A 23,196-nucleotide genomic window follows, 5' to 3' on the forward strand; every position below is an offset into this window, starting at 1 on the left:
ATGCTGAAAAAAATCGCCTTCTTTGCCGGTTCCGTTCTGTTCGCTGCCAACCTGATGGCGGCCGAACCCGCCAAGGCGCCACACGTATTGATCTCCACCACCAACGGCGACATTGAAATCGAACTGGACCCGGTCAAGGCGCCGATCAGTACCAAGAACTTCCTGGCCTATGTCGACAAGGGCTTCTACACCAACACGATTTTCCACCGTGTGATCCCGGGCTTCATGGTCCAGGGTGGCGGTTTTACCCAGTCGATGTCGCAAAAGCCGACCGAAGCACCGATCAAGAACGAAGCCAGCAACGGCCTGCATAACGTGCGTGGCACCTTGTCCATGGCGCGCACCAATGACCCGAACTCGGCGACCAGCCAGTTCTTCATCAACGTGGCTGACAACGCCTTCCTCGATCCGGGTCGCGATGCCGGTTATGCCGTGTTCGCCAAAGTGGTCAAGGGCATGGACGTGGTTGATGTGATCGTCAACTCGCAAACCACTACCAAGCAGGGCATGCAGAACGTGCCAATCGATCCTGTGTACATCAAGTCGGCCAAGCGCATCGACTGAGGTAGCAGGTAGTTCCGCGCGCGGCCCACAAGGCGGCGCGCGCATTTGAAAGGAGAGCCCGCACAGCGGGCGTCATACTCAATGCTCTATCGTCGTTTTGAACAACTGATCGATATTTTCCGCGACGCACCCAGCGAAGCCCCTCCCGATAAAGTCCTGCCCTTCTACCTCTACTACCTGCGCCAGGTGTGGCCGCACTTTGCCGCCTTGCTGGTAGTGGGACTGATCGGTGCGCTGATCGAAGTCGCGCTGTTCAGCTACCTGAGCCGCATCATCGACCTCGCCCAAGGCACCCCGCCCGCTGACTTCTTCCAGGTCCACAGCACCGAGCTGATCTGGATGGCCGTGGTCGCCCTGTTGCTGCGCCCGATCTTCGGCGCACTGCATGACTTGCTGGTGCATCAGACCATCAGCCCCGGGATGACCAGCCTGATCCGCTGGCAGAACCACAGCTATGTGCTCAAACAGAGCCTCAACTTCTTCCAGAATGACTTCGCCGGTCGTATCGCCCAACGCATCATGCAGACCGGCAACTCCCTGCGCGACTCCGCCGTGGCGGCGGTGGATGCGATCTGGCACGTGGCGATCTACGCCATCAGTTCGCTGGTGCTGTTCGCTGAGGCCGACTGGCGCCTGATGATCCCGCTGGTGACCTGGATCATCGCCTACAGCCTGGCACTGCGTTACTTCGTGCCACGGGTGAAGGAGCGCTCGGTGATTTCCTCCGAGGCGCGCTCCAAACTGATGGGCCGCATCGTCGACGGCTACACCAACATCACCACCTTGAAGCTGTTCGCCCATACCCAATCCGAACAGGAGTACGCCAAGGAAGCGATCATCGAGCAGACCGAAAAAACCCAGTTGGCCAGCCGCGTGGTGACCAGCATGGACATCGTGATCACCACCATGAACGGCCTGCTGATTGTCACCACCACCGGCCTCGCCCTGTGGCTATGGACACAGTCGCTGATTTCCGTGGGCGCGATTGCCCTGGCCACCGGTCTGGTGATCCGTATCGTCAACATGTCCGGCTGGATCATGTGGGTGGTCAACGGCATCTTCGAAAACATCGGCATGGTGCAGGACGGTCTCAAGACCATCGCTCAGCCATTGGCGGTGATTGACCGCGACAACGCGCCGCGCCTGACGGTGCCCCGTGGCGAAGTACGCTTTGAGCAGGTGGATTTCCACTACGGCAAACAGAGCGGAATCATTGGCGGCCTGAACCTTGAGATCAAGGCCGGTGAAAAGATCGGCCTGATCGGCCCGTCCGGGGCGGGCAAATCAACCCTGGTCAACCTGCTGCTGCGTCTGTACGACCTGCAAGGCGGGCGCATCCTGATCGATGGCCAGAACATAGCCGAGGTCGCCCAGGAATCCCTGCGCGCCCAAATCGGCATGATCACGCAGGACACCTCGCTGCTGCACCGTTCGATCCGCGACAACCTGCTGTACGGCAAGCCCGACGCCACCGACGAAGAGCTCTGGGCCGCCGTGCACAAGGCTCGCGCCGATGAGTTCATCCCACTGCTGTCAGACTCCGAAGGCCGCACCGGGCTGGATGCACACGTGGGCGAACGCGGGGTGAAACTCTCCGGTGGCCAACGTCAGCGTATTGCCATCGCACGCGTGCTTCTCAAAGATGCGCCGATCCTGATCATGGACGAAGCCACTTCGGCCCTGGACTCGGAAGTGGAAGCGGCGATCCAGGAAAGCCTGGAAACCCTGATGAAAGGCAAGACCGTGATTGCGATTGCACACCGCTTGTCTACGATTGCGCGGATGGATCGCTTGGTGGTACTGGAGAAAGGCCAGATTGCCGAAAGCGGCAGCCATGCCGAGTTGCTGGCCCATAAGGGCTTGTATGCGCGGTTGTGGCAGCACCAGACGGGCGGGTTTGTCGGAATCGACTGAGGATTTCAATCCTATACGCCGTTCAAAATGTGGGAGGGGGCTTGCCCCCGATGAGGGTGTGTCAGTTGCTGCATCGGTGACTGACACACGGCTATCGGGGGCAAGCCCTCTCCCACATTTGCTCACAGCCATTCAGTAGCCAGCCCCTCAGTAGAATGTGCAGTTCGCGCCAACGCCCACAGCCCTTTGGCGCTTTTTCATCGCCTGGATTTGTGTAAAAACCGTGCTGTACTGAGTGCAGTGCCCAGACGGGCGCTGAAGTAAATCTGCAGGGAGCATCATTGATTTACTGATTCGGTAGAGTGATCTATCAAGGACGTGCTGCATGTCTTTGTTCAAGCGTTCAGTCACAGAGGGGCTGGGTACGTTTTGGCTGGTGTTGGGCGGTTGCGGGAGTGCGGTGTTGGCCGCCGCGTTTCCTGCTGTCGGGATCGGGTTGTTGGGCGTGTCCCTGGCGTTCGGGCTCACGGTGCTGACCATGGCGTTTGCCATTGGGCATATCAGCGGTTGTCACCTCAACCCGGCGGTATCGGTGGGGCTGGTAGTGGGCGGGAGGTTTCCGGCCAGGGAGTTACCGGCGTACATCGTGGCCCAAGTCATTGGCGGGGTAGTCGCCGCCGCATTGTTGTACTTCATCGCCAGCGGCAAGCCGGACTTTGAACTGGCCGGCGGGCTGGCCTCCAACGGCTATGGCGAGCATTCGCCGGGCGGTTATTCGATGGCGGCGGGGTTGGTGTGCGAGCTGGTGATGACGGCCATGTTCGTGCTGATCATCCTCGGCGCCACCGACCACCGCGCCCCGAAGGGCCTCGCGCCCATTGCCATTGGCCTGGCGCTCACCTTGATCCACCTGATCTCCATCCCTGTCACCAACACCTCAGTCAACCCGGCTCGCAGTACCGGGCCGGCACTGATCGTGGGCGGGTGGGCGATCCAGCAATTGTGGATGTTCTGGCTCGCGCCGATCCTCGGTGCGGTCATCGGCGGTGTTACCTATCGATGGCTGGGCAGGGAGGACTCAGCCTGAAACCAGCGGGGGTCAGCCCTGCCGATAAGGCAGGGCCGCCCTCGCCTCTTCGGCATACGCCAGAATCCCTACCCGCTCACGCTCAAGAAAATCCTCCACGGCATTCTTCAACCCTGGATGGCGCAAGTAATGCCATGAGTGGGTGATCACCGGCTCAAACCCGCGAATCAATTTATGCTCGCCCTGGGCGCCAGCGTCGAAGCGTTGCACGCCGTGGGCAATGGCGTAGTCCATGCCCTGGTAGAAACAGGTTTCGAAATGCAGGCGGTCGAACTCCGCCAGGCAACCCCAGTAGCGGCCGTAGAAGCTATCACCGCCGATCAGGCTGAAGGCCATGGCCACCGGCCGCGCGCCTTGTTTGGCCAGCACCACCCGGATTGCCTCGGGCATACGTTCGGCCAGCAGGCTGAAAAACGCGCGGGTCAGGTAGGGCGATTGGCGGCGCACCGCGTAGGTGTTGGCGTAGCAGGCGTAGACAAAATCCCACTGCGCCTCGCTCAACTCATGGCCCTGCAACCATTCGAAGTCGATACCCTGCCCCGCCACTTGCTCACGCTCTTTGCGCATCTGCTTGCGCTTGCGTGAACTCAGGGCGTCGAGGAAATCCTGGAAGTCACGGTAGCCACGGTTCTGCCAATGAAACTGGCAGCCCAGGCGCTGCATCCAGCCAGGTTGCAGGGCTAAGGCCTCATCGGCCAAGGCATCGGTAAAGTTGATATGCGCACTGGATAGCCCTTCGATTTCCAGGTAGCCCGGCAGGCTGTTGAGCAGTTCGAAACCGTCCTGTGCGTTGGCCGCCAACAGGCGCGGGCCACTGACCGGACTGAACGGTACAGCTGTCAGCATTTTGGGGTAGTACTCGATACCGGCCCGCTCGCAGGCATCGGCCCAACCGTGATCGAACACGTATTCGCCATAAGAATGCCACTTGCGATAACCCGGCAGTGCCGCCACCAGCCGATCACCTTCCCAGTGCAGTAAATGCTCCGGCTGCCAGCCGGAGTGCGGGCCGACGCTGCCGCTATCTTCGAGGGCGCTCAGGAACGCGTGCCGCACGAACGGTTGGGCCTGAGGCACCAAGGCATCCCAGGTCTGCGGGGCTATTTCGGACAAGCTTTGCAGGCGTTGCAACGGCATCGGCATCCTCACTACATCAGGGCGTAAAAGCTCCGCGAGTATCGCTTATCGCTAGGTTTCACACACCCTCAAATCGCCCGACAAGGCTCTAAAACAATAGTTCCGAAGCAAAAGAATTTGTCACACAGATGACATCACTTCGCCACTGCTGCGTCATAAACCATCGCGATACTGACGCCTGTTTTTAGAGCGCCTGGTTCTACCAGTCGGCTATTTTTCCGTCCGTCATCGGTCGGTTGTGTCCTGGATGGTTTGCCATCCCTCCTCACTTTCGGAGATTGATATGCGTCTTGCTTCCACTAAAACTGCGGCGGCCCTGTGCGGCGGCCTGTTACTGGCCCTGAGCGTTCCGGCCAGCGCTGCAGTCGACGCTAAACTGCTCGACATGCTCAAGGCCAACGGCCAGATCACCGCTTCGCAGTACACCGAACTGCAAAACGAGTTGGCCAAAGACCAGAAAGAACAGCAGATCGCCCGGCAAGCTCAGCAAGAGAGCAACGAACAGATCGCGGCCACCGCGAAAAAAACCAATGAGCTGAGCAGCTTCGACCAGAAGCTGGCTTGGGCAGCCAAGACACAATTCAAGGGTGACGTACGTTTCCGCCACGAGACAATCAAGATCGATGGCACCCCCAACAATGGCGGCAAGGACAAGGACCGTGAGCGCATCCGCGCGCGTCTGGGTGCCTACACCGAAATCAACCCACAAGTGGATACCGGCATCCGCATTGCTACCGGTAGCAGCGACGACGCCCGTTCCACCAACCAGGACCTGGATGGCTACTTCAACAAGAAGTCGATCTGGCTGGACCTGGGCTACATCGACTACCACCCGGACCAGATCAAAAACCTGCACGTGATCGGCGGCAAGATGCTGCAACCGTGGGTCAGCATGGGCGACGTGATCTGGGATAGCGATATCAACCCGGAAGGTCTGGCCCTGACCTACAAATACCCACTGGGGAGCAGCGCCGAGCTGTTCGGCAGCCTGGGTAACTACAACCTCAAAGACAACGTCAATGGCGACGGCGTGCAATTTCGCAATGACCTGCGCATGACCGCCGGCCAGTTGGGCTCGCGTTTCACCCTGACCGACAACCTGAAGCTGACGCTGGGCGGCAGTGTCTATGCGTTCCAGAATGACGAAGACAGCCGCTGCCCGACCGCCGGTTCCTTCCAGTGCCTGACACCGGCTGAAACCGTGGCGAACACCACGGCCGGCAATGCCAGCGAATACCGCCTGTACGAAGGCTTCAGCCAAATCGATATCGGCGGCCTGGCCGTACCGTTGTCGTTCTACGGCCAGTACGTGCAAAACACCAAAGCCACTGATAAAGACAAGGACACAGCCTGGTTGCTGGGTGCCAAGTCCAAGGTGTTTGGCCTGAACCTGGACTACAACTACCGCGATGTGCAGCGTTACGCGGTGGTGGGTGCCCTCACCGACTCGGACTTCGCCGGCGGCTTCACCGGTGCACGGGGCCACAAGTTCAAGGTCGGTTACGACATCGACAAGAACTTCGCCATCGGCGCGACTTACTTCCTGACCAAGGCAGACTACGCCAGCGTCGCAGGTTACCGCGACGCCAATGCCAATACCCTGCAGTTGGACGCAGAAGCCAAGTTCTAACAGTACGTGTAATAAGCCTTGGGCCAGGACGGCCCGAGGTGGTTGCAACAGCCTTGCGTGGCGAGATCGATCCCCATCATCCGTTCGATCGCGCCACGCGAGTCTGCTTCTACCCCGCCTTTATTGATCCTTGAGCCGCTCGGCAGCCAGCCGTTGCGCCAAGGCATCCACATCCTTCACCGGCTCATCCGGCATGATCTTCAGGGTCGCCTGCATCAGGCGCATCTGACGGATAAACCGGCGGCAGTTCGGGCAGAACATCAAGTGATGACGCACCAGCAAGCGCTCGCGAAAGGTCAATTGCCCATCGAGATAGTCACTGGAACGTGCCACTTGTTCTTTACAGGTCAACATTCGCCCGTTTCCTCAAAATGCTCCACCGTGGCAAAGACTTTAAGCCGTGCTCGATGCAACAGCACACGGACATTGGAGAGTGAGAGCGTCAGGAGATTACAAATCTCCTCCAACTCCAGGCCCTGGCGTTCACGCAGCACCAGGACGCTGCTTTGCAACTGCGACAAACTCAGCAGCGTATGCTCCAGGCAATCACGCAGCTCATCCTCGGTCAGCAAGGCTTCCGGCGTGTCCTGATGCCAGGCAAAGGGGGCGACCGCCCAGTGGCCATCGTCGGGGGTAAAGCGGTCATCGCCGATGGTGCCGTGGGGCGAAGGCAAATCGTCGAGCAACACCTCACGACGATTCTGCTTGTAGCGCCCCTTGGCGGCGTTAGCGGTGATGGTCAGCAGCCAGGTCTTGAGGCTGGACCGGCCTTCGAACTTGGACAGGTTGCGCACTACCGACAGCCAGGCGTCCTGGACGATTTCGTCGGCATGGCGCTGGCCGACGATGGCATATGCCACCGCCCGCATGGCGCTCTGGTAGGTGGTGACCAACTCCTTGTAAGCCCGTTGATCACCCTTGAGCAGGCGTTCAAGCAGATGCGCGTCGTCCGCTGCTGCCATTGTCTACCTCGATTTCACTGCAAGGCCTGTCGCAGGATCAACGCTTGCGCAGGATCACGCTGCCGATGGAATAACCTGCACCGAACGAACTGAGCACCGCAACCGACCCTTTGGGCAGGTCATCCTGGTAGGTGTGAAACGCAATCACCGAGCCAGCGGAGCTGGTATTGGCGTAAGTATCGAGAATCACCGGGGCCTCTTCTACCGTGGCTTCGCGGCCCAGCAGTTTCTTCACAATCAGGTGGTTCATGCTCAGGTTGGCCTGGTGAAGCCAGAAGCGTTTCACATCGGCCACGTTCAACTGGTTTTCTTCGAGGTGCACGCCGATCAGCTCGGCCACCATCGGGCACACGTCGCGGAAGACTTTGCGGCCTTCCTGCACGAACAGCTTGTCGGGCGCGCCGATGCCCTCTTCCGCCGCACGGTTGAGGAAGCCGAAGTTGTTGCGGATGTTGTTGGAAAACTTGGTCAGCAGCTTGGTGCTCACCACATCGAACTGGTGCTCGGACGTTGCCAGGTCGGCACGTTCCAGGACCACAGCGGTGGCGGCGTCACCAAAGATGAAGTGACTATCGCGATCGCGGAAGTTCAGGTGGCCGGTGCAGACCTCCGGGTTGACCATCAGGATCGCCCGGGCCTGGCCGAGTTGGATGCTGTTGGCGGCGTTCTGGATGCCGAAGGTCGCCGAGGAGCACGCCACATTCATGTCAAAACCGAACCCGGCGATACCCAGGGCTTCCTGGACTTCGATGGCAATGGCCGGGTAGGCGCGCTGCAGGTTGGAGCAGGCGACGATCACGCCGTCGATGTCGGCGGCGGTCTTGCCTGCACGCTGCAGGGCTTGTTCGGCGGCGCCGATGGCCATCTGGCAGAGCACCGACCATTCGTCGTTGCTGCGCTCAGGCAGGCGTGGGGCCATGCGCTGCGGATCGAGAATGCCGTCTTTGTCCATCACGAAGCGGCTCTTGATGCCTGACGCCTTTTCGATAAAGGCCGCGCTGGACTCAGTCAGCGCCTGCACCTCGCCACGCTCGATGGCAGCGGCGTTGTCAGCATTGAACTGCTGCACGTAGGTATTGAAAGACTGCACCAGCTCTTCGTTAGAGATGCTGTTGGCAGGGGTGTAAAGGCCAGTGCCGCTGATGACGACGTTATGCACGGTCGTTCCTCTAAATCTGTCAGGCAGAAGATATTGGTACCGTCGTACCAAACTGTGAGTAGTTCTATTCCGCCCAGCGGACATCAAACTGGCATCGCTTTATTCCATCGCGTCGCTGCTACGACGATCCCGGCATTTATGGGCGCGAAGTTTGCCACAAACGCTGGGGTTTGGCGCCACTTCCCAGACAAACACCTTTTTAATGTGTGGTAGGGGCTTGCTCCCGATAGCGGTGTGTCAGTTACAGAATTTGTTTCTGATAGACCGCCATCGGGAGCCCCCCCCTCCCACATTGAAACCTTGTTGATGCTGAAAATCGTGAAGGGATCAGGCCTCGACCAGCGTCCACTGCTTGCTCAAGCGCTTGTCGGAAATCGGCACTTTGGTGCCCAACTGCTGGGCAAACAACGACACCCGATATTCCTCCAGCCACCAGCGATAAAGCTCCAACTGAGGATCACGCTTACCTTCCTGGGCATGCTTGTTCAGGCGGTTCTGGTATTGCACCCACAGACCGCTGAGCTCGCTGCTCCACACCCGATCTTTTTGCACCTGGCTCGGCAGTTTTTCCAGACGCAACTCAATGGCCTTGAGGTAACGCGGCAGCTCCTTGAACCACTGCGCCGGGGTTTCCCGCACAAAACCTGGATAGACCAGGTTACTCAGTTGCTGCTTGATGTCATTCAAGGCCACCGCCTGCGCCAGGTCGATCTTGCCTTTGAAGCGCTTTTGCAAGCCATGCCAGAGTTTCAGCACCTCCAGGGTCAAGCGCGCCTGGCGTTCGGCGTGTTCGGTCCAACTGCCGCGCTTGCGTTCGGCCAAAGCGGCCAAGCCAGCGCCATCACGCGGCAGGCTGGCTTCGCCTTCGAGCACGCAGGTGTCGAGGCTCGCCAGCAGGATGTCTTCCACCAGCGCGTCGATACGCCCCAATTCACGGTACATCAGCCCCAACTCGGTGAGGCCGGGTAGCTTGCCGCGCAGGAATTTCGCCGGTTCCGCCAGTTGCTGCATGAGCAGACGCTGCAACGCGCGGCGATGCTGGAACTCAGCCTCGGCGGCGGTGGAAAAACGACCTTCCTTGACCGTACCGTTTTCTTCCACCAGCGCCGGGTACACCGTCATCGACAGCCCAGCGATCTTTTGCTGGGTTTTCTCGGCCACGGCGGCGAACACCTTGGCTTCCACCGGCTGCTGGCTTTTCGCCGTTTGCGGCACGGCCAACGCGGCTTGGCTGGCTTCGGCAAAGCGTGCGGTCAGCTCAGCCAAGTCGCGGCCTTCGCCGAGGAACTTACCTTGGCCGTCAACCACTTCCAGGTTCATCTTCAGGTGGCTTTCCACCTGCTGCGCCGACTCGGCCCAAGCTTCATCGCTGACCCGCGCGCCGGTCATGCGCAACAGTTCACGCCCCAGCGCCTGGGGCAGCGAGCCCTGACCGAACTCGATGCGTTGCAGTGCGGCCTTTACGAAGTCCGGCACCGGCACGAAATTCTTGCGCAGCGCTTTAGGCAGGTTGCGCACCAGGGCGATGCACTTGGCTTCGATCACCCCCGGCACCAGCCATTCCAAACGTTCCGGCGGCAAGGCCGGCAACAGCGGCGCCGGTACGCGCAGGGTCACGCCGTCGCGCGGGTGGTTGGGTTCGAAGTGGTAACTCAGGGCCAGTTCCAGGTCGCCCAAGTGCAGGGTGTCCGGGTAATGCGCGGCGGTGACTTCACTGGCCTCACGGGCGAGCACGTCTTCTTCGCGCATGATCAGCAGTTGCGGGTCTTTCTGGCTGTTGACCTTGTACCAGCTGTCAAAGGTGGCGGTCTGGTGGATCTCCGCCGGCAAGCGCGCGTCGTAGAAGGCGTACAGGGTTTCTTCATCGGCCAGGATGTCGCGACGGCGGGCCTTGGCTTCCAGTTCGTCGAGTTGTTCCAGCAGTTGCTGGTTGGCCGTGAGGCACTTGGCGCGGGATTGAATCTCGCCGCGCACCAGGCCTTCGCGGATAAACAGCTCGCGGGACACCACCGGGTCAATCGGCCCGTAATGCACCGGCCGGCGCCCGACCACAATCAACCCGAACAAGGTGATCTGCTCAAACGCCACCACTTGGCCGCGCTTCTTCTCCCAATGCGGCTCGAAGTGGTTTTTCTTGATCAGGTGCCCGGCCAGCGGTTCGATCCAGTCCGCGTCGATCTTGGCGACCATCCGCGCGTACAACTTGGTGGTTTCCACCAGTTCGGCGGTCATCAGCCATTGCGGACGCTTCTTGCCAATACCCGACGAAGGGTGAATCCAGAAGCGCCGCTGGCGCGCACCGAGGTAATCACCGTCTTCGGTCTTCTGCCCAATCTGGCTGAGCAGGCCGGAGAGCACCGCTTTGTGCAGTTTCGGGAAATCAGCCGGTTCTTTGTTGATGGTCAGCTGCATGTCACGACAGATCAGGCTCAACTGGCGATGGGAATCACGCCACTCGCGCAGGCGCAGGTAGTTGAGGAAGTTCTTGCGGCACCAATTGCGCAGCGGGCTGGCCGTGAGCTCCTGGCGCTGTTCTTCAAAGCCGCGCCACAAATTGACCAGCCCGGCGAAGTCCGAATCGGGATCTTTCCACTGTGCATGGGCCTGGTCGGCGGCCTGTTGGCGCTCCGGCGGACGCTCGCGTGGGTCCTGGATCGACATGGCGCTGGCGACGATCAGCACTTCCTGCAAACTGCCGAGCTTGGCGGCTTCCAGCAACATGCGCCCCATGCGCGGGTCCACCGGCAGGCGCGCCAGTTGGCGGCCCAGCGGGGTGAGTTGGCTGTTGCGGTCCACGGCCGAGAGCTCTTGCAACAGGTTGAAACCGTCGCTGATCGCCTTGCCATCCGGCGGTTCGATAAACGGGAAGTCGGTGATTTCACCCAAGCGCAGGTGCAGCATCTGCAGGATCACGGCGGCGAGGTTGGTACGCAGGATCTCCGGATCGGTAAATTCCGGCCGCCCGATAAAATCTTCTTCGCTGAACAGACGGATGCAGATACCCGGCTCGACCCGGCCGCACCGACCTTTACGCTGGTTGGCACTGGCCTGGGAAATCGCCTCGATCGGCAGGCGCTGCACCTTGGCGCGGTAGCTGTAGCGGCTGATGCGTGCGGTGCCGCTGTCGATCACATAGCGAATGCCAGGCACGGTCAGCGAGGTTTCCGCGACGTTGGTCGCCAGCACCACGCGCCGGCCCGGGTGGGATTGGAAAATCCGCTGCTGCTCGGCCGGTGACAGGCGCGCGTACAGCGGCAGGATTTCCGTGTGCTTGAGCTGGGCCTTGCGCAGCATCTCGGCGGCGTCACGAATCTCGCGCTCGCCCGGCAAAAACACCAACACATCGCCGGGGCTGCGCCGTTCGCTGCGCTCGTAAGCGGCAATTTCATCGAGGGTGGCGAGAATCGCCTGGTCAACGGTCAAGTCATCCTCGACGCGGTTGCCCTCTTCGTCCTGTTCCAGGGTCAGCGGGCGGTACCACGTGTCCACCGGGAACGTGCGACCCGAGACCTCGACAATCGGTGCATCGTCGAAGTGCTTGGAAAAGCGCTCCAGGTCGATGGTGGCCGAGGTGATGATGACCTTGAGGTCCGGGCGACGCGGTAGCAGGGTTTTCAGGTAACCGAGCAGGAAGTCGATGTTCAGGCTGCGTTCGTGGGCTTCGTCGACGATGATCGTGTCGTAGCGTTCCAGGTAACGGTCGTTCTGGGTTTCCGCCAGCAGGATGCCGTCAGTCATCAGCTTGATCAGGGTGTTGGAATCGCTCTGATCCTCGAACCGGACCTGATAGCCCACCAACGCGCCCAAAGGCGTGGCCAACTCTTCGGCAACCCGGCTGGCAACGCTGCGCGCGGCAATTCGGCGTGGCTGGGTGTGACCGATCAAACCGTACTGGCCGCGACCGATTTCCAGGCAGATTTTCGGTAACTGGGTGGTTTTACCCGAACCGGTTTCGCCGGCAATGATCAGTACCTGATGTTTGTTCAGCGCGTCCTTGATCTCGTCGCGCTTGGCGGCAATCGGCAGGCTGTCGTCGTAGCGAATCACCGGCAGGCTGGCGCGCCGTGCCGTGACCTGGGCGCAGGACGCCTGCATGCGCGTGACCCACTGCGCCAGTTTTTCCTCGTCGGGCTTCTTGCGCAGCTCAAGCAACTGCCGCCGCAAGCGGTGGCGGTCGGCGAGCATGGCGTGATCGAGGTTTTTCAGCAGTTGGTCAATAGCGGGCGCTTGGTCAGTCATCAGGGCGGCAAGGGTCTTTTGGGTGAGGCAGGTGAGGCCTGCGCAGCATCAGTCGATGGAATGGACGCGATTGTCGCAGATTTCGGCAGGACGGGAGACGTTGCGTCATCGGGTAACGCCGCTGGCAACCCCATCACAAGGACGGTTCCTACAAAAATCCGACCACCCTTCCCACGCGTTAAAGCTGAAATCCGATGTATTGAGCGAGCGACGCGGGGTTCAAATCTGCCCCCCCCAAGAGGATTTCGTATGCCTATTAATCCCCATCGCTCTACCAGCGGCAGTTTCTCGCATTCACACGCCAACACACATCACGACGTCACGCCTTATAAGGGCTCGCCGTTACCCTGCTGCACTTCCGTTGGCTATGCGCTGCTGAACAATACAAAAGCGCGGGACCTGAATGCGGAACTGCACCTGGCAGGCGCGGCGCTGAACCCCAGAAGCCCCAGAGGTCAGTTGGTGAACGTCAATCAGCCAAAAGACCTGAAGATCCTGGATAAACCGACTTCGTTGAATAAGTTTGTGCTAACCCAAGGCGGCCAATTGGTAGTCGGCAACATCGACAAAAACGTGCCACCCAAGTGGATGTCTCACCCCGCCATTGCCGAAATCGGCGCTGGCCCCGGTCAGTCGCAGAAGATCGTCAGTGCCGGGTACATGAAAAAAAACCTGCTGGGGAAAGTCTGTCTATCCAATACGTCAGGCCATTACTTACCCAAGCAAAGTGACTTGAGGCCCGCGCTGCAACATTTAAGGAGCATGGGCGTGGAGGCAACCAAGGGCGTATGTGTCATCGTCTGACGCCGGCTGACTCAGGGCGGGGGTTCCAGCACACCTCGCCCTTCAGGAGTAACCGCGCTCCTTGCGTCGGTACGGAAACACATCAATCACCTTCCCCGCGCGAATCGCTTCTTGCAGTCCCTTCCAGTAGTCGGCGTTGTACAACTCGCCATGCAATTCATCAAATAGCTTGCGCTGCCCGGCGTCGGCGAACAGGAACGGCGGGAATTCTTCTGGGAACACGTCCAGCGGACCGATGGAGTACCAGGGTTCCGACGCCATTTCATCCTCGGGCGTGCGTGGCTCGGGGATGTGGCGGAAATTGGCTTCGGTGAGAAAGCAGATTTCGTCGTAGTCATAAAACACCACGCGGCCGTGGCGGGTGACGCCGAAGTTCTTCAGCAGCATGTCGCCGGGGAAGATATTCGCCGCCGCCAGTTGCTTGATGGCCAAGCCGTAGTCCTCCAGGGCTTCGCGCACCTGGGCGGGGTTGGCGTTTTCGAGGTACAGGTTGAGCGGGGTCATGCGCCGCTCGGTCCAGCAGTGACGAATGAGCACGGTGTCGCCCTCTACTTCGACGGTGCCGGCGGCGACTTCCAGCAACTCGGCCAGGCACTCGGGCTCGAACTTGCTCAAGGGGAAACGGAAGTCGGCAAACTCCTGGGTATCGGCCATGCGCCCCACACGGTCGACGCTTTTGACCAGCCGGTACTTCTCGATGACCGTGGCGCGGTTGACGTTTTTCGACGGTGAAAAGCGGTCCTTGATGATCTTGAACACGGTGTTGAAGCCCGGCAGCGTGAACACACTCATGACCATGCCACGCACGCCCGGCGCCATGATGAATTGGTCGTCGGTGGTGGCCAGGTGATTGATCAGCGCGCGATAGAACTCCGACTTGCCATGCTTATAGAAGCCGATGGAGGTGTACAGCTCGGCGATGTGCTTGCCCGGCAGGATGCGCTTGAGGAAACCGATGAACTCCGCGGGCACCGGTACGTCGACCATGAAGTAGGAACGCGTAAACGAAAAGATGATCGACACATCGGCTTCGTCGGTGATCAACGCATCGATCTGGATGCCCTGCCCTTCGCGGTGCAACAACGGAATCACCAGGGGCCATTGTTCCTCTCGGGTGTAGAGGCGACCTACAAGATAGGCGCCTTTGTTGCGGTAGAGCACCGAAGAAAACAACTCGACCTTGAGGTCCGGGTCCTTGCATACCCAATCGGGCAGGTTTTCCCGTAATTGCGCTTCGAGGCGCTGCAGGTCTGCGTTCAGATCGGCGTAGGGCTCGCTGAAACGGTAGTCCGCAAAGATCTGCGCAAGCATCTCGCCGATTTTACCGGCGGGCGTATAGGTGCGGGTCTGCGCTGCCCGCGCCCGACGCAGGCTGGGCCGAGTGGTGTGGATAAACATGCAGCCGTCGCTGATCAGGTCGTGGCTGAACAGGCCGCAGAAGATCGAGTTGTACCAAGTCTCGGACAGCTCATCGTCGAAACGCAGGTCGATCAAGTCGATGTAGGCGCTTTTGACCAAGGGCCACAGGTCGACATCCAGTAAGTCCGCGTCTTCGAAACGGGCGCGCAGGCCAGCGATCACCTCAGAGACCTTCTCTTCGTACAGGTTGATCCGCGCCGCAGACGCCGCCTGGCCCTGCTGCCACTGGGCCTTTTCGAAACGCTCGCGGGCGCCATCGGTGATCTGGCGAAAGTGCTCACGGTAATCGTCGAAGCCGTCGAGGATCGTGCGGGCGATAGCGAGGGCGGGCGTGGGTTGCGACATGCGGAAAACCTCGAACGAGCATCGGGAAGCCCTGAGCTTAGCCAGTGTACGTAAGCAGGAGAAGGCTGATTTTTTGCGCTGCGTTGTACAACTTCGTTCACATCGTACATTTGTTTTCAATTTTTTTAATTCGACCATACGGTCAATAAAAACACCTATTAGTCCTCATCCGTTTGACCAATAGCCGCTAACGGCGGGGCTTGGCACTTGGTGCCAGAAATAGCGGTGCCAATTCCAATTTTGATCCCGCCTCAAGCGTTGGATCCAACTAAGGGAAACCCCGATTACCACCTTGATGGCACTTTGATATACAGCGCGCCCTCTCCCACCCTAACAAGGTCAAAAGACCGATCCGGGAGCAGGTTCTAATTGCCCAAGGAGCATTGAGATGTCATTGAGGAACATGAGGATCGGTCTGCGTGCCAGTCTGAGTTTTGGGGTGTTGGCCAGCTTGCTGGTGATTGTTGGCCTGTTCGGCCTGGGGCAGATGGCCAAGCTGCGCGAAAGCGCGCTGGTCATCGAGCAGTCGTGGATGCCGAGCATCGAGAATATCCACGACAGCGCGGCCTTCGCGGCCAGTATCCGCCTGGAGGCTTTGCGCCTGGTGACCACCGATGAGTCCCGGGTGCGTGACAACAGCAGAAACCTGATCACCCTGCAGCGCAACGAACTGCAAACCCTGCTGGCCCGCCATGAAACCCTGCTGACCAATGACGAAGAGCGCGAGATGCTCAAGCAGGTCAAAACTGACGTGGCCGGCTACTTGGCGATCGTCGGCCAAATGGTTGATTTGATCGATAAGGATCAGCAACAAGACGCTATTGACCTGCTCAACAACCGCCTTGCGCCTCAAGGCACCCTCCTCACCCAGAGTTTGGAAAAGCTGATCGTCTTCAATCAGAACGGTGTCGAAGCCGCTGCGGACTCCGCCGCACAGATGTATTCGAGCGCGCAATGGGTGGTCGGCCTGATCATCGTGATTGCACTGATCGCCACTTTGCTGCTGGCGTGGCTGCTGACCCGCAGCATCACCGCGCCTCTCAGCCAGGCGCTGTCCGTGGCGCGCACCATCGCCGCCGGCGACTTGAGCCAACCGATCAACGTCAGCGGCAATGATGAGCCGGCCCAACTGCTTGGCGCCCTGGTCACCATGCAGACGCAGTTGCAGACCACCATCCGTGGGATCAGCGAATCGGCGCAACAACTGGCTTCGGCCGCCGAAGAAATGAGCTCGGTGATGGAACAGAGCACGCGCGGCCTGCAAGCGCAAAACGATGAAATCGAACAGGCCGCCACCGCCGTTACCCAGATGAGCGCGGCCGTGGACGAAGTGGCGGGCAATGCGGTGTCCAGCGCCGAAGCGTCCCAGGCCTCGGATGAAGACAGCAAGCACGGCCACTACCAGATCAGCGAAACCATCAGCTCGATCCAGAACCTGGTGGATGAAGTACTCGGCGCCTCGAACAAAGCCGAAGGCCTGGCGGTACAGGCCCAGGACATCAGCAAGGTGCTGGAAGTCATCCGTGGTATTGCCGGGCAAACCAACCTGCTGGCCCTCAACGCTGCGATTGAAGCGGCGCGCGCAGGTGAAGCCGGGCGCGGTTTTGCGGTGGTTGCCGACGAGGTGCGTTCCCTCGCGCAGCGCACACAGGATTCCACCGAAGAAATCGAGCAGATGATCAGCGGTATCCAGCAAGGCACGCAGGACACCGTCGAAGCGTTGAACAGCAGCGCAGAGCACGCTGGCCAGACCCTGCAACGGGCCAACAGCGCCGGCAGCGCCCTTGAGAAAATCACCGCCGCCATCTCGCAGATCAGCCAGCGCAACCTGGTGATCGCCAGCGCCGCCGAGCAACAGGCGCTGGTGGCCCGCGAAGTGGACCGCAGCCTGGTGAATATCCGCGACCTGTCCACCCAGACCGCCGCCGGCGCTACCCAGACCTCGGCCGCCAGCCAGGAATTGTCGCGCCTGGCAGTGGACCTCAACGGTTTGGTGACGCGGTTTGTCGTGTAAACAGTGATTGTGTCGGACAGGTGACTGGGCAACACTCGCGGCCTTATTGATGTAGGAATATTCCGTGAGACCTGTCGACACCCTGTACCTGTTGGGGCTGGCTGCCATTTGGGGCGCGAGCTTTTTGTTCATGCGCATCATCGCCCCGGAAATCGGCCCCGTGCCGACCGCGTTTTTCCGCGTATCGATTGCCGCTGCCGGCCTGCTGGTGATGCTGGCAGTAATGCGAGTGCGCTGGGATTTCCAGGGCAAGTTCAAGACAGTCCTGTTGCTCGGCGTGATCAACTCCGGGATCCCGGCGACCATGTACTCCGTGGCCGCCCAAGTGCTGCCGGCCGGTTACTCGGCGATCTTCAATGCCACTACGCCGCTGATGGGCGTATTGATCGGCGGGCTGTTCTTCAGCGAACGGCTCACCGCTTCAAAAATCGCCGGGGTAAGCCTTGGCCTGCTTGGTGTAGGCGTACTCACGCGCGCCGGGCCGGTGGCCTTTGATCTTGAGCTGCTGATGGGTGCGGTGGCCTGCCTGGTGGCGACCACCTGTTACGGCTTCGCCGGCTTCCTCGCGCGGCGTTGGCTGGACCAGCGTGGCGGGTTAGACAGTCGCCTGTCCGCCTTGGGCAGCATGCTCGGCGCGACGTTGTTTCTGTTGCCGCTCTTCGCCTACAGCGCCGCCCTGCATCCGCCCGCGAGCTGGGGTGGCTGGGAGGTGTGGGCATCGTTGCTCGGGTTGGGGTTGGGGTGTACGGCGTTGGCGTATGTTTTGTACTTCCGGTTGCTGACGGCTATTGGACCGGTGAGGTCGATGACCACTACCTTCCTGATCCCGCCGTTTGGGGTGCTGTGGGGGGCGTTGTTGCTCGACGAACCGTTATCGATGGCGCATCTATACGGCGGGGTGTTGATTGGGGGGGCGTTGTGGTTGGTGTTGCGACCGGGGAAATTGGCCAAAGTGATTTAGACGGGACAAGGGCTGTTTATCGTGTTGGCACTGAGCCTGGCGTTCCAGTAGCTGCCCGGCTTCTATAACGGAAACGGCATTGACGTACAGCGCGTCCCCGGATGCCATGGCCTTCTCAATGTATTCCAGATGCTTCGGTATTTACCCCATTAACCCGGATGCCACACTCACCAAGTTGAGCCAAGGCGCTACTGAGCATATGGCTTTTATCCACGAGTAGTTAGCGCAGCACTATCCAGCAGCCTATGGCGATCGACATTCTCAATACCGGAAAACTCAAATAGAACAGTGAGGTGGCGTCCGACCGAGGGATTGTTGCAAAAATAAGTTAAATAAACCCCCGTTCCGGTCGATACCCCCTGAAAGCCTTGCGGATTGAACAACCATGCGTAATAACCAACCCGTTACCCAGCGCGAACGTACCTTCCCCGCTCAGCAACGGTTGATCTCAACCACAGATGCCAAAGGCGTGATCACCTACTGCAACGACGCTTTCGTCGAGATCAGTGGGTTTAGTCGCGAAGAACTGGTACGCGCCCCGCACAACCTGGTTCGTCACCCGGACGTGCCGGCGGCGGTGTTCGGGCATATGTGGGCCACGCTCAAACAAGGCTTGCCATGGATGGGCATCGTTAAGAACCGCTGCAAGACGGGCGATCACTACTGGGTTAACGCCTATGTGACGCCGGTCTTTGAAGGCAATCAGGTGGTCGGCTACGAATCGGTGCGCATCAAGCCCACCGCCGAGCAGATCCGCCGGGCCGAAGCGCTCTACCAACGTATCAACCAGGGCAAGTCGGCCGTTCCCCAGCGGGACAAGTGGCTGCCGGTGTTGCAGGACTGGCTGCCGTTTATCCTGATCAGCCAGTTGAGCTTCATGATTGGCGTGTCGCTCAACTCCCACTGGGGCTTTGCCCTGGCGGCGGGTTTGTCGGTGCCGTTGGGCCTGCTGGGCCTGAGCTGGCAACAGCGCGGTCTCAAGCGCCTGCTGCGTTTGGCCGAGCAGACCACCTCCGACCCGTTGATCGCGCAGATGTACACCGACAGCCGTGGCGCTCAGGCGCGCTTGGAGATGTCGATCCTCAGCCAGGAAGCGCGTCTGAAGACATGCCTTACACGCTTGCAGGACACTGCTGAGCATCTCAACGAGCAAGCGGCGCAGTCCAACACCCTGGCCCACAACAGCTCCAGCGGCCTGGAACGCCAGCGCGTGGAAACCGAACAGGTGGCCACGGCGGTCAACCAGATGGCGGCGACCACCCAGGAAGTCGCCAGCCATGTGCAGCGCACGGCGGACGCCACTCAGGAAGCCAATCGCTTGACCGGTCGCGGCCGGGATATCGCGGGGGAAACCCGCGAGGCCATTCAGCGTCTGTCAATTGCCGTGGGTGAGACGGGCGTGACCGTCACTCAACTGGCCAAGGACAGCGATGAGATCGGCGGCGTTGTTGACGTGATCAAGGGCATTGCCGACCAGACCAACCTGTTGGCATTGAACGCCGCTATCGAAGCCGCTCGTGCCGGCGAGATGGGCCGTGGCTTTGCCGTGGTAGCCGACGAAGTACGGCAGCTGGCGCAGCGTACGGCCGAGTCGACCGGGCAGATCCATGCTCTGATCGCCAAGCTGCAACACACCGCCGCCGCCGCTGTGCAAACCATGGACGCCGGGCATCGCCAGGCCGAAGAAGGTGTGGCGCGGGTGATGGAAGCGGATCAGGCGTTGGTGGGCATCAGTGAGGCGGTGGCGCATATCACTGACATGACCACGCAAATTGCAGCGGCGACTGAAGAGCAAAGCTCGGTAGCCGAAGAGATCAGCCGTAACATCAGCACCATTGCGCTGTTGGCAGATCAGACCTCGGAGCAGGCGATGAACTCGGCGCAGTTGAGTGAGGAATTGACGCATACCGCCAATACCCAGTACTCGCTGGTGGAGCGTTTTAACCGCTAGACCGCTCTCGGGGGCAGGGTTATCTACACAACGCTTAAAGGCAGACACATAACTCTGTGGTGAGCGGGCTTGCCCGCGCTGGGCTGCGAAGCAGCCCTAATCCAGACACCGCATTTTTTCAGCAACACCCGACTGGCAGGTTTTGGGGCTGCTGCGCAGCCCAGCGCGGGGCAAGCCCGCTCCCCACAAGAGCCTCGTTTTCTCAGGGTATGTTTGCATCGAAGATGTGTAGATACCTACGTCCCGATACGTCCCTAACAGGCGCCGAGAAACCTGGCGACCTGCACCGCCGCAGCCTCCAAATGCTGCTCATGACTAAACCCCGAAGCCTTCAACGGCTTCAAATCATGATCCCCCGCCACCAGCCACATCACCTCGATGCTCGGTGACAACACATACCCCTCCACCGTCGCCCGATTGCCCAGCGCATCGCGCTCGCCCTGCACAATCAACGTCGGCGTCTTTAGCTCGACCAAATGCTCGACCCTCGGTTTTTCCGGCTTGCCCACCGCATAGAACGGATAGCCCAGGCACACCAACGCGTCCGCGGCCAATTCATCGGCCAACAGACTCGCCATGCGCCCGCCCATGGACTTGCCACCAATGGCCAGTTTCCCAGCGACATGACGTCGCACCTCGGCATGCACTTCGCGCCAGGCTTCCAGCAGTTTCGGCGCCGGGTTGGGTGGGCGTTTGCCACCATCCAATCGACGCTGGGCCATGTAGGGAAACTCGAAGCGCAACACGTTGACGCCATGCCCGGCAAGGCGTGCAGCCATGTCGTTCATGAAGGATGAGTCCATCGGTGCGCCGGCGCCGTGGGCCAGGATCAGCGTCACCGGTGTACGCGCGATAGACCCTTTCGCTACATCCCACAACCAGCCGTGTTCCCGCACACACTGCGCCCATTGATCCCCGTCAATACTGGCCTTGTGCTCTTTGCCCATGCTTGCCTCGCTATTTAGTCTGCCTATAACTCCAGCCCAAGTGCCGCATTTGCTTGGGTTGAACCGTGGATGGGGAACCATGAACACTACTTTAAGTACCGCCTATAACTACAAGGTGGTCCGCCAATTCGCCATTATGACGGTGGTGTGGGGCATCGTCGGCATGGGGCTCGGGGTTTTTCTCGCCGCCCAATTGGTTTGGCCCGCACTCAACTTCGATTTGCCCTGGACCAGCTTCGGCCGCTTGCGCCCGCTGCACACCAACGCGGTGATCTTCGCTTTCGGCGGCTGCGCACTGTTTGCCAGCTCGTTCTACTCGGTGCAACGCACCTGCCAAACGCAGCTGTTCGCGCCGAAAATCGCCGCGTTTTGCTTCTGGGGTTGGCAGTTGGTCATCCTGCTGGCTGCGATCACCTTGCCGCTGGGCTACACCAGTTCCAAGGAATACGCCGAGCTGGAATGGCCGATCGACATCCTGATCACCATTGTCTGGGTGGCCTACGCCATCGTGTTCTTCGGCACGGTGATGAAGCGCAACACCAAGCACATCTACGTCGGTAACTGGTTCTTCGGTGCGTTCATCATCACCGTGGCGATCCTGCATATCGTCAACAACCTGGAAATCCCGGTCAGCCTGACCAAGTCCTACAGCCTCTACGGCGGTGCGACGGATGCCATGGTGCAGTGGTGGTATGGGCACAACGCGGTAGGCTTTTTCCTCACCGCAGGCTTCCTGGGGATGATGTACTACTTCGTGCCCAAGCAGGCCGAACGTCCGGTGTATTCCTATCGCTTGTCCATCGTGCACTTCTGGGCGCTGATCACCCTGTACATCTGGGCCGGTCCGCACCACTTGCACTACACCGCGCTGCCGGACTGGGCGCAGTCCCTGGGCATGGTGATGTCTCTGGTACTGCTGGCTCCGAGCTGGGGCGGCATGATCAACGGGATGATGACCCTCTCGGGCGCCTGGCATAAGTTGCGCAGCGACCCGATCCTGCGCTTTTTGGTGGTGTCCCTGGCGTTCTACGGCATGTCGACCTTCGAAGGCCCGATGATGGCGATCAAGACCGTCAACGCCCTCTCCCACTACACCGACTGGACCATCGGCCACGTACACGCCGGCGCCCTCGGTTGGGTGGCGATGATCTCCATCGGCGCGCTGTACCACATGATCCCGAAAGTCTTCGGTCGCGAGCAGATGTACAGCCTCGGCCTGATCAACGCGCACTTCTGGCTGGCCACCATCGGCACCGTGCTCTACATCGCCTCGATGTGGGTCAACGGCATCGCCCAGGGCCTGATGTGGCGTGCGATCAACGAAGACGGCACCTTGACCTACTCCTTCGTCGAAACCCTGGTGGCCAGCCATCCAGGCTTCATCGTGCGGCTGGTGGGCGGTGCGGTGTTCCTCAGCGGCATGTTCCTGATGGCTTACAACACGTGGCGCACCGTGCGTTCGCCGCAGCCTGTCGAAGCCGCCACCACTGCGCAGCTGGCCTGAGGAGTCTGTGATGAAACACGAAACGATTGAAAAGAACGTCGGCCTGTTGATGCTGCTCATGGTGCTCGCCGTGAGCATCGGCGGCCTGACCCAGATCGTCCCGCTGTTCTTCCAGGACGTGACCAACAAGCCGGTGGAAGGCATGAAGCCCTACACCGCGCTGCAACTGGAAGGCCGCGACATCTACATCCGCGAAGGCTGCGTGCAGTGCCACTCGCAGATGATCCGTCCGTTCCGCGCCGAAACCGAACGCTACGGCCACTACTCGGTGGCGGGCGAAAGCGTGTGGGATCACCCGTTCCTGTGGGGCTCCAAGCGCACCGGCCCGGATCTGGCCCGCGTTGGCGCCCGCTACTCGGACGACTGGCACCGCGCGCACTTGTACAACCCGCGCAACGTAGTGCCCGAGTCGAAGATGCCGGCCTACCCGTGGCTGGTCACGGCCCAGGTCGACAGCAGCCACACCGAGAACAAGTTGAAAGTAATGCGCACCCTCGGCGTGCCATACACCGACGACGACATCAGTGGCGCCGTGGCCAGCCTCAAGGGCAAGACCGAGATGGACGCGCTGGTTTCGTACCTGCAAGTACTCGGCACTGCCATCAAGAGCAAGAGGTGA

General features: G+C 60.2%; 17 protein-coding genes. 10 read left to right on the forward strand and 7 right to left on the reverse strand.

The genetic code is table 11. The features are described from left to right. The 3 genes from LRO94_RS20860 (at position 1) to aqpZ (ending at position 3,505) form a co-directional block, all read left to right on the forward strand. Positions 1-564, forward strand: coding sequence for a peptidylprolyl isomerase (locus tag LRO94_RS20860; protein ID WP_032887711.1), 564 nt, complete (start codon positions 1-3; stop codon positions 562-564). Positions 565-645: 81 nt separating this feature from the next. Beyond that, complete coding sequence (locus tag LRO94_RS20865; protein ID WP_095185393.1) at positions 646-2,478, forward strand: ABC transporter ATP-binding protein; 1,833 nt, start codon at positions 646-648, stop codon at positions 2,476-2,478. 325 nt (positions 2,479-2,803) lie between these two features. Next, positions 2,804-3,505, forward strand: coding sequence for an aquaporin Z (gene aqpZ, locus LRO94_RS20870; protein WP_179180033.1), 702 nt, complete (start codon positions 2,804-2,806; stop codon positions 3,503-3,505). A 12-nt stretch (positions 3,506-3,517) separates the two neighbouring features. Here the strand turns inward: aqpZ and LRO94_RS20875 are convergent, their stop codons facing one another. After that, a complete protein-coding gene (locus LRO94_RS20875; protein ID WP_179180032.1) occupies positions 3,518-4,642 on the reverse strand; it encodes a GNAT family N-acetyltransferase in 1,125 nt (374 codons plus the stop codon). Between the two features lie 283 nt (positions 4,643-4,925). Here LRO94_RS20875 and LRO94_RS20880 point away from each other — a divergent pair, with 283 nt between their 5' ends. Beyond that, a complete protein-coding gene (locus tag LRO94_RS20880; RefSeq protein WP_032887704.1) occupies positions 4,926-6,272 on the forward strand; it encodes a putative porin in 1,347 nt (448 codons plus the stop codon). A 120-nt stretch (positions 6,273-6,392) separates the two neighbouring features. Here the strand turns inward: LRO94_RS20880 and LRO94_RS20885 are convergent, their stop codons facing one another. The 4 genes from LRO94_RS20885 to hrpA form a co-directional block, all read right to left on the reverse strand. Further along, positions 6,393-6,626, reverse strand: coding sequence for an anti-sigma factor family protein (locus LRO94_RS20885; protein WP_032887702.1), 234 nt, complete (start codon positions 6,624-6,626; stop codon positions 6,393-6,395). Then, on the reverse strand, positions 6,620-7,234 hold the full coding sequence (locus LRO94_RS20890; protein WP_032887701.1) for an RNA polymerase sigma factor: 615 nt from the start codon (positions 7,232-7,234) through the stop codon (positions 6,620-6,622). Before LRO94_RS20890 ends, LRO94_RS20885 begins: the two co-directional genes overlap by 7 nt. 37 nt (positions 7,235-7,271) lie before the next feature. Then, positions 7,272-8,393, reverse strand: coding sequence for a beta-ketoacyl-ACP synthase III (locus LRO94_RS20895; RefSeq protein WP_032887699.1), 1,122 nt, complete (start codon positions 8,391-8,393; stop codon positions 7,272-7,274). Positions 8,394-8,720: 327 nt separating this feature from the next. Continuing rightward, entirely contained in the window at positions 8,721-12,632 is a 3,912-nt protein-coding gene (hrpA, locus tag LRO94_RS20900) for an ATP-dependent RNA helicase HrpA (protein WP_122754463.1), read from the reverse strand. Between the two features lie 249 nt (positions 12,633-12,881). On the opposite strand from hrpA, the gene LRO94_RS20905 reads away from it, so the two are divergent. Beyond that, positions 12,882-13,436 carry a hypothetical protein gene (locus tag LRO94_RS20905; RefSeq protein WP_032887696.1) on the forward strand — a complete coding sequence of 185 codons (555 nt, stop codon included), beginning with the start codon at positions 12,882-12,884 and terminating at the stop codon, positions 13,434-13,436. A 42-nt stretch (positions 13,437-13,478) separates the two neighbouring features. Here the strand turns inward: LRO94_RS20905 and aceK are convergent, their stop codons facing one another. Then, on the reverse strand, positions 13,479-15,200 hold the full coding sequence (gene aceK / locus LRO94_RS20910) for a bifunctional isocitrate dehydrogenase kinase/phosphatase (protein WP_032887694.1): 1,722 nt from the start codon (positions 15,198-15,200) through the stop codon (positions 13,479-13,481). 403 nt (positions 15,201-15,603) lie between these two features. Here aceK and LRO94_RS20915 point away from each other — a divergent pair, with 403 nt between their 5' ends. From LRO94_RS20915 to LRO94_RS20925, 3 genes are all read left to right on the forward strand, one after another. After that, complete coding sequence (locus tag LRO94_RS20915; protein ID WP_407692700.1) at positions 15,604-17,214, forward strand: methyl-accepting chemotaxis protein; 1,611 nt, start codon at positions 15,604-15,606, stop codon at positions 17,212-17,214. A 64-nt stretch (positions 17,215-17,278) separates the two neighbouring features. Further along, positions 17,279-18,175, forward strand: coding sequence for a DMT family transporter (locus tag LRO94_RS20920; RefSeq protein ID WP_122757014.1), 897 nt, complete (start codon positions 17,279-17,281; stop codon positions 18,173-18,175). Positions 18,176-18,560: 385 nt separating this feature from the next. Then, on the forward strand, positions 18,561-20,126 hold the full coding sequence (locus LRO94_RS20925) for a methyl-accepting chemotaxis protein (protein ID WP_179180031.1): 1,566 nt from the start codon (positions 18,561-18,563) through the stop codon (positions 20,124-20,126). 254 nt (positions 20,127-20,380) lie between these two features. On the opposite strand, the gene LRO94_RS20930 is transcribed toward LRO94_RS20925, so the two are convergent. Further along, complete coding sequence (locus LRO94_RS20930) at positions 20,381-21,073, reverse strand: alpha/beta family hydrolase (protein WP_032887686.1); 693 nt, start codon at positions 21,071-21,073, stop codon at positions 20,381-20,383. A 79-nt stretch (positions 21,074-21,152) separates the two neighbouring features. Here LRO94_RS20930 and ccoN point away from each other — a divergent pair, with 79 nt between their 5' ends. Together ccoN and ccoO are read left to right on the forward strand one after the other, a co-directional pair. Continuing rightward, a complete protein-coding gene (ccoN, locus tag LRO94_RS20935; RefSeq protein ID WP_032887684.1) occupies positions 21,153-22,577 on the forward strand; it encodes a cytochrome-c oxidase, cbb3-type subunit I in 1,425 nt (474 codons plus the stop codon). 10 nt (positions 22,578-22,587) lie between these two features. Beyond that, positions 22,588-23,196, forward strand: a complete 609-nt coding sequence (gene ccoO, locus LRO94_RS20940) for a cytochrome-c oxidase, cbb3-type subunit II (protein WP_032887682.1) — start codon at positions 22,588-22,590, stop codon at positions 23,194-23,196.

It is taken from the genome of Pseudomonas sivasensis (assembly GCF_021391435.1).
Lineage (GTDB): Bacteria > Pseudomonadota > Gammaproteobacteria > Pseudomonadales > Pseudomonadaceae > Aquipseudomonas > Aquipseudomonas sivasensis.

Coding starts and splice junctions, on each gene's coding strand:
- LRO94_RS20860 (WP_032887711.1), top strand. CDS start 1: ATGCTGAAAAAAATCGCCTTCTTTGCCGGTTCCGTTCTGTTCGCTGCC.
- LRO94_RS20865 (WP_095185393.1), top strand. CDS start 646: ATGCTCTATCGTCGTTTTGAACAACTGATCGATATTTTCCGCGACGCA.
- aqpZ (WP_179180033.1), top strand. CDS start 2,804: ATGTCTTTGTTCAAGCGTTCAGTCACAGAGGGGCTGGGTACGTTTTGG.
- LRO94_RS20875 (WP_179180032.1), bottom strand. CDS start 4,642: ATGCCGTTGCAACGCCTGCAAAGCTTGTCCGAAATAGCCCCGCAGACC.
- LRO94_RS20880 (WP_032887704.1), top strand. CDS start 4,926: ATGCGTCTTGCTTCCACTAAAACTGCGGCGGCCCTGTGCGGCGGCCTG.
- LRO94_RS20885 (WP_032887702.1), bottom strand. CDS start 6,626: ATGTTGACCTGTAAAGAACAAGTGGCACGTTCCAGTGACTATCTCGAT.
- LRO94_RS20890 (WP_032887701.1), bottom strand. CDS start 7,234: ATGGCAGCAGCGGACGACGCGCATCTGCTTGAACGCCTGCTCAAGGGT.
- hrpA (WP_122754463.1), bottom strand. CDS start 12,632: ATGACTGACCAAGCGCCCGCTATTGACCAACTGCTGAAAAACCTCGAT.
- LRO94_RS20905 (WP_032887696.1), top strand. CDS start 12,882: ATGCCTATTAATCCCCATCGCTCTACCAGCGGCAGTTTCTCGCATTCA.
- aceK (WP_032887694.1), bottom strand. CDS start 15,200: ATGTCGCAACCCACGCCCGCCCTCGCTATCGCCCGCACGATCCTCGAC.
- LRO94_RS20915 (WP_407692700.1), top strand. CDS start 15,604: ATGAGGATCGGTCTGCGTGCCAGTCTGAGTTTTGGGGTGTTGGCCAGC.
- LRO94_RS20925 (WP_179180031.1), top strand. CDS start 18,561: ATGCGTAATAACCAACCCGTTACCCAGCGCGAACGTACCTTCCCCGCT.
- LRO94_RS20930 (WP_032887686.1), bottom strand. CDS start 21,073: ATGGGCAAAGAGCACAAGGCCAGTATTGACGGGGATCAATGGGCGCAG.
- ccoN (WP_032887684.1), top strand. CDS start 21,153: ATGAACACTACTTTAAGTACCGCCTATAACTACAAGGTGGTCCGCCAA.
- ccoO (WP_032887682.1), top strand. CDS start 22,588: ATGAAACACGAAACGATTGAAAAGAACGTCGGCCTGTTGATGCTGCTC.